This is a genomic window from Marinitoga sp. 1197 (genome assembly GCF_001021165.1).
In the GTDB taxonomy this organism is placed as follows: domain Bacteria; phylum Thermotogota; class Thermotogae; order Petrotogales; family Petrotogaceae; genus Marinitoga.
Window position 1 is genome coordinate 1 of record NZ_AZAY01000044.1, and the last position, 3857, is coordinate 3857.

At 21.8% G+C, this 3857-nt stretch carries 4 protein-coding genes; all 4 read right to left on the reverse strand.

Translation table 11 applies throughout. The features are described from left to right. Positions 1 to 151: 151 nt before the first annotated feature. The 4 genes from X275_RS09295 to X275_RS09310 all read right to left on the reverse strand — a co-directional run bounded on the left by X275_RS09295 (position 152) and on the right by X275_RS09310 (position 3720). The gene (locus X275_RS09295) at positions 152 to 1390 is read right to left on the reverse strand and encodes a TolC family protein (RefSeq protein WP_047266674.1); all 1239 of its coding nucleotides are present in this window, start codon (positions 1388 to 1390) and stop codon (positions 152 to 154) included. A 12-nt stretch (positions 1391 to 1402) separates the two neighbouring features. Next, positions 1403 to 2569: a hypothetical protein gene (locus X275_RS09300; RefSeq protein ID WP_047266675.1), complete on the reverse strand. Its 1167-nt coding sequence runs from the start codon at positions 2567 to 2569 to the stop codon at positions 1403 to 1405. Then, positions 2553 to 3314: a hypothetical protein gene (locus X275_RS09305; protein ID WP_047268553.1), complete on the reverse strand. Its 762-nt coding sequence runs from the start codon at positions 3312 to 3314 to the stop codon at positions 2553 to 2555. Before X275_RS09305 ends, X275_RS09300 begins: the two co-directional genes overlap by 17 nt. A 130-nt stretch (positions 3315 to 3444) precedes the next feature. Beyond that, the gene (locus tag X275_RS09310) at positions 3445 to 3720 is read right to left on the reverse strand and encodes a hypothetical protein (protein WP_047268554.1); all 276 of its coding nucleotides are present in this window, start codon (positions 3718 to 3720) and stop codon (positions 3445 to 3447) included. Positions 3721 to 3857 lie beyond the last annotated feature (137 nt).

Below are 3857 nucleotides of genomic sequence, written 5' to 3' on the forward strand. Positions count from 1 at the left end.
TTAATTTTATATTTCTAAAATTAATAATAATTACTCAATTAATATATCATTTGATATATTAATATAGTTAATTTTTTGTTTTATCATTTTTACTAGCAACCACACTCCTGCAAAAACAGTAGTGTGGTTATATCATTATTTTTCTTTTATTTCAAGGGAGGTTGTTTGTATTTTTTATTTTGGTATAAGTTTCAATAAACTCTTCAATTTTTAAATTATAATATATTATTTTCATTTTTCTTTCTAATTTCATTTTTTCTATTTGATATTCTTTCTCAAATTTATCCCACTCTGATTTTATACTTTTTAGTTCTTCTTTAAGTATTTTTATCTGAATCTCATCTAATTCTAGTTCTTTTTCTATTTTTAATATTTCATTTTTTAAATATTCTCTTGAATTTTTAATTTTAGAAACGATATCCTGGATATTATCTTCATTTAAACTTTTGTAATCATCTTTATTTTTAAAGAGATATGGGTTTATAGAACCATTAAAATTTATATAATCCTTACTATAACTCCCGTTACTGGATATTTTTAAATATGGAGTATCTTCTAATAGGTTAAAGTTCAATGATATTGAAAAGTTATTATTTAAAATATCATATCCTCCACTTAAATTAACATTAAAATAATTGCTAGAACTTAATTTTTTTTCCAGATTATTTTGTTGTTTTGTAATATAATTTATTTTGTATTCTAAAAAACTTTCTATAGGTTTATATTGCACGTTTTCTATATTTGAACGAAAATTTTTTAAATTATGATATTTTTCTGAATATTTTAATTTAAATTCTTTCTGTGTTTCTAAATTTAAATCTTTTATAATCATACTTTTGTAATTATATAATGATTCATAGTTTTCCTTTAATGATAGTTCTAGTTTCTTTTTTGTTAGATCTTTTTTTAATACTTCTATTTCAGTAGTTGTTGAGATATTATTTAATTCACTATATTCCTTCTCCAAAAATTCGATATAATTCTGAAGATAATAAGTATTATAAAATATGTTTTTAAAATATGTAATATTAGACTCTTTTATTTTTTCATTATTTAAACCTTTTATTTTTTCGTTTATTTTATTCATTTGTGTTTTATCGCCAAAATCTGATTTAAACACATTCCATGAGAAATTTATTGAGGAAGTATTTAAATTTATTCCACTTATCTTATCACCACTAAAACCAAAATTATATGAAATATATGGTAAAAAATCACTATATTTTTCTAAAATATTTTTATTTTTTATTTCATAGACTGAATTTAAATTTGAGACATAGTATTTATATGCATCTTCATAATTTAAAAAAATATTTTTAATATTATTTTCCCCATACGCAATAATAAATATGCCAAAAATTGTTAATAGTAAAAAAATATTTTTTTTCATCTCTTCCTCCTGTTATTCTATTTCTTTAAATATATCTAATCTTTCTAAATCTTTTTTTATATAAATATAAGGTGTTTTAAATATTCTTCTAACAATAATTTTTTTAAACTGATAATATTGAGAATTTTCTTTTTCATACGTATTGAATAATAATTTTTCACCATTCATATTAATTTTCAATCCTTGCAAATATGATATTGAATTATTTAAAAGTGAAGAAGCTGTAATCAAATATATATAATCATTCGAAATAGCTCCGGTATAATAAAATTTTCGATTTTTCATTTTTAGTTCTAATAACTTACGATCATTTATATTATATATTTCCACTTTGTTAAAAATTAAATATTTATTTTTTAAATCACGCTCTTTAAAAAGAATCATAAATATTTCTCCGTTTTCATTTTCTAATAAAAGAGAATAAGCCTCTTCACTTGAATTTATTTTATATTCATTTGATAACGAATATATTTTTCCCCCATAAAACTTTTCCCTTTTTCCTGAATAAGAATATTTTTTTATACTTAATCCATCCTTAATATATATATTTTCATCTTTATCAATAATAAATTGATTACCATGATTATAGGGTATAAAATTTATCTTTTTTTCATATTCATTTTTTATTTTTTCAGTAATAATATTAGCAACATCTTCAAATATATAAAAATCAATTATTTTAAATTTTTCGTTAAATACTGTAATACCCCCAGATGTTAAAAAATAAATTTTATCTTTTTTTGTATATATATCTAAAATTTCTATTCCTGAAGGAAAGGGAGATGGCGCTAAATCTTTTAATTTTATTATTTTCGTTGTATTTTTCAATATATCAATTTTATATACATATATATTTTTAAATTCATTTGTGTTGTTTAAATATTCTAAACCTTTGAATATATATAAGATATTCCCTTTTTCATTTACTGTCCATTGAAAATCAAAATCATTTTTCCATGAACTTTCTGGTAAAGTCAAAAAAGTAATATTATTTTTATATTGAATAGACGACCTATATTCAAATTTTTTGTTAAACGTCAAAGTAGATATATGTTCAAATTTTAATTGTTGAAAACCAGACGAAAAAGCTATAGACACATTTAAAATTAATGATAAGCAAAATATTGTGAATCTTTTAAAGATTATTTCATCTATCAACTCATTATTTATAATTTTCATCTTTTCCACCTGCCAATATTTTGTTAGCATATACTTTAGATGTTGATGGAAAACCTAAATCAGTTCTTGATACATAGAGATTATAATTATAGATTTCTCCTCCAGGTTTATTTATAGTCTCTCCTTCTTTAAATAAAGGTCTCCAAACTAAGCTTTCTGGCCCAATTGCAATATAATTTTTATTTTCATATATATTATATTGTCGAATTAAAGTAAGTCCATCATATACACTAACTCTTTTTTTAATACTTATAGTCCCTTTTTCAACTTTTCCTTCTTCAATAGAACACACAATTCCTTTATGATATGCCGGAAAAGTGAAATTAAGAGTATAGGTTTTACTTTCCGAATAGGAAGCTCCAACGTTTACTGAAACAATATCTTTAAGTTTCGGAATCGAAATGTTAATAGAACCACTCGCATTCCATTCACTAGTGTCAGAAATACTATAATTCCCTGGTAAAGGCCCTGTATCCATCCACCCTTCTTTGGAAATTTTTATTATTTTATTATAAGAATATATGTCATAATAAATTCTTTTAATCCATATACCTTCAATTTCTTTTCTTGTAGAATCACTTCCACTATTACCTCCACCATTATTACTACCAGCACCAATAATGTTTTTCATTTCGTCATCAGTTAAAACCTTTACATTAACAACTTTTGAATCAGCAAAAAGGTTTACAGGTATCATATTCACAAACATCATCAACAAAATAGCATATATCACTACCTTTTTCATTTTCCATCCTCCCATCATTTTTTTCTTTGTTTTTTCAATAGCGCGCTATTGTTGACTAATATTATTATTATTGTTATTATGAATATTAAATAATATAACTTTATTCCATATCTGGAATAAAATGTTTTATTTAATTTTTTTGTTCTGTTCCTGCAATTAAAGATATTGTATTTTCGGAAATATCATATCCATATAAAAATAATAAATATCTTAAAGCAGCCGGTCCGCATGTGTATTCTTTACTCTGTAAGAATTCTTTTTCAATATTTAAATTTTTACTATACTTGTAAAATATATTGTTATTAGAATCATTTTCATTATTTAAATTCGAAATATAAAAAGTGGTAAAAATATTCAACAAATATATTGTTATTAAAATCACAGATGAGATAAAAATCTTTTTCATTCTTTCACCTTAAGTTTTATATCTTGATAATTCACTTATCATTTTATCAAAAAAAAAAAAAGTAAACAAAAACGTGGTAAATTTGCTGTTAATTTTATATTTCTAAAATTAATAATAATTACTCAATTAATATATCA

Bases quoted from the DNA above. Each gene is read 5' to 3' on its own strand.
- X275_RS09295 (WP_047266674.1), bottom strand. From the start codon at position 1,390: ATGAAAAAAAATATTTTTTTACTATTAACAATTTTTGGCATATTTATT.
- X275_RS09300 (WP_047266675.1), bottom strand. From the start codon at position 2,569: ATGAAAATTATAAATAATGAGTTGATAGATGAAATAATCTTTAAAAGA.
- X275_RS09310 (WP_047268554.1), bottom strand. From the start codon at position 3,720: ATGAAAAAGATTTTTATCTCATCTGTGATTTTAATAACAATATATTTG.
- X275_RS09305 (WP_047268553.1), bottom strand. From the start codon at position 3,314: ATGAAAAAGGTAGTGATATATGCTATTTTGTTGATGATGTTTGTGAAT.